The organism is Eubacterium ramulus (genome assembly GCF_003122485.1).
In the GTDB taxonomy this organism is placed as follows: domain Bacteria; phylum Bacillota; class Clostridia; order Lachnospirales; family Lachnospiraceae; genus Eubacterium_I; species Eubacterium_I ramulus_A.
Window position 1 is genome coordinate 1 of record NZ_JRFU01000034.1, and the last position, 2,878, is coordinate 2,878.

General features: G+C 44.3%; 2 protein-coding genes. One reads left to right on the plus strand and one right to left on the minus strand.

The window, feature by feature from the left end:
- Nucleotides 1-165: 165 nt before the first annotated feature.
- Nucleotides 166-1,446: a sn-glycerol-1-phosphate dehydrogenase gene (locus LG34_RS03465; RefSeq protein ID WP_109214889.1), complete on the plus strand. Its 1,281-nt coding sequence runs from the start codon at nt 166-168 to the stop codon at nt 1,444-1,446.
- A 144-nt stretch (nt 1,447-1,590) separates the two neighbouring features.
- Here the strand turns inward: LG34_RS03465 and LG34_RS03470 are convergent.
- Nucleotides 1,591-2,878: PucR family transcriptional regulator (locus tag LG34_RS03470; protein WP_146190183.1), on the minus strand; the 1,288-nt coding region annotated here is incomplete at its 5' end.

Consider the following 2,878-nt stretch of genomic DNA (forward strand, 5'->3'; position numbering starts at 1 on the left):
GCGCTGACCAGAATCACGCACCAAGTCTCACGTGCGTTCGACTTGAACTCTGTTTAAGCTGTTATGTCTGCTTCTACAGGTAGCGAAATGCAGCAGATTTTCTTATTTGAGTTGAAATTGCTTTAGCGAGATGAACACAGGTAAAAAAGTGAAGGAGATAGATAGATGGACGTAGACCTTGGGCAGTTAAGAGAGCCGTGCGCCTGCGGAAAAGCACATAATATTGACGTTGGGAAGATCAGCATCGAATCCGGAGCAGTCAGAGAACTGACAGACATTCTGGAAGCATTTCAGAATCCGGTATTTATATGTGACAGCAATACGAGGGCGGCGGCGGAACCGTTTTTAGAGGAAGAATTTAAAGATTATCCGGTCATTGAGCTGAATCCGAAAGGACTTCAGGCAGATAACCGTGGTGTGGACAAAGTGATGAAGCAGCTGGATTATTGTGACAGAGGCTTAAGCAGTGTGTCAGTAGATGTGCTGGTGGCAATCGGAGCAGGAACCATTCATGATCTGACCCGCTATGCGGCAACCGAGTATGATATTCCGTTTGTATCGGTGCCGACAGCAGCAAGTGTGGATGGATTTGCGGCAAATGTGGCAGCATTGACACTGGACGGATTAAAGAAAACCGTTGCAGGTGTTTCACCACGCTGGATTCTTGCGGATACTGATATTTTTGCAGCAGCACCGTCCAGACTGACGGCATCCGGAGTATCAGATTTTCTTGGAAAATATATTTCGATTCTGGACTGGAAGATCGCGCATCTGATCACAGACGAATATATCTGTGAGGAAGTATGTGATCTGCTGGAAAAAGCACTGAGGGATGTAAGCCGCGTACTGGATGATATCCGTTTCGGAGACAGAGAGGCGATCGAAAAACTGATGTATGCACTGATCCTGTCCGGACTGTGTATGCAGATGGTAGACAGCCCACGCCCGGTATCTGGAGCAGAACATATGGTATCCCATATGTGGGATCTGAATGTATTAAATGAAAATACAAAGGCGTTGCATGGTGAGCAGGTTGGAATTGGTCTGCTGATCATCACAGACTATTACAAACGTCTGGCACATGCGATCCGCCATAAAAGAGTAACGGTCAAATCAGAAACCGCCAAAGGACTTGAAATGAGTCTGTTGGAACATACATTTGGAAAAAAAGGACTGTTAGAAGGAATTCTGGCAGAAAATACACCGAATCCGTTAGAGGATATTGATTTAGAGCAGTTAGAAGAACAGCTTCCACAGATCGAAGATCTGATCGATGACCTTCCGGATGCGGATGATATGTATGCAAAACTGCATGATGCAGGATGCATGCATGAGGTTTCAGCACTTGGTATTGATAAAGATACCGTAGAGCTGACTTTGCAGAGCAGTCCATATGTCAGAAACCGTCTGACATTGCTGCGTCTGGCAAAATTATTAGAGTGGTAAAAAAACTGAAATAAAAAATCCACAGATATTATCTAAGAGGGGCGTCTTAGCCCGCGTGATCATATCTGTGGATTTTTTCATAACTTAAATCATAGCCACATAAGAATTTTTCCATAACCTAAATTTCTGACACAAAAGACTTCATCACCTACACAAATAATCCCAGATCTTGAAGGACAACTCATACAAAAACAGAAGATGACTGTCTGTGAGTGAAATCTCCAGCAGCTCTTCTATTTTTTTTACCCGATAAAAGAACGTACTGCGGTGAATATGCAAAAATTCCGCCGTTTTCGCTGCATTCCGATCGTGATCCAGATATGCCCGCAGCGTCTCAATAAAATCCGTATGATACGTTTTATCATAATCCTGAAGCTGAAAAATGTGATAGTGGATCCCCACTTCAAGTCCCTGATAATCACAGTTGGAAAACAGATATTCCGGCAGCGCATCCGTGCTGTAATACAGATACTGATCCGGTGTCTGCAAATCTGACAATTCCAGTGTATGAAGTGCCTGATTGTAAAAAATCCGGATTTTCAGTACATCAGCAAAAGGCTGGCTCAGACTGACTTTCAGTTGATTGCGCTGTGCAAACCGCTCCAATGGATCCGTTAGTTTTTCATTTAACTGCACCGGCGTATCCTGATTGATCAGCAGGATAATGTTATTTTTATAAACTACGGACATGGCATTTGGATAGACCTGCCGCAGTGCTGCCATCTGCCGTTTGTTAAACAGATCACTGTTATGCGGATGAGGGCAGTACAGGATCGCCAGACAGAAAAATTTTCCAAAGTGGCGGTTTAAGAGTTTCAGTCTGGCTTCAATGACATTGACATCGTTAAAACGTCCTTCTAAAAGTTCTGTCAGAAACGTTTCATATTGCAAACCGGTATTCTGCACAAAAAACTCATGTTTCTGCATTTCAATGGCACAGATATCAGAAAAAGCGGTGATCAGGCGCAGTTCGTGTTCGCTGGCATCCGCCTGATCCGGCAGACAAAGTGCCACATAACCGGTCATAACATGTTGGATGCGGATGGCACAGAAAATCCAGTTTGTATCCGGATGATCCTCTGTCTGAATAAAAAATGCCTGATTGTTCTGGTAGATCTGGTGCTCAATCTGCAGACGGCGCAGACTTTCTACTTCCTGAGAACTTAAAAACGTTCCTTCTTTACTTTTTTCCATACCAAAGGGCAGTTGATGCATCAGCGGAGAGATCGCGATCAGACTGTAGCTGGCATCCAGAACGGACATGGGGCGGTGCAGAAAGGATTCTGCACGGATAATCAGATCTTCCAGTCCGCGACCGCTGTAAAGCAGGTGGTAAAGGTCGTTGATCTCCTGCTGCAAGCGGAATTCAAAGTTCAGCCGGTGATTCAAAAAGGAAAACAATTCTGAAATATCCGGCATATGCGTCACAAAA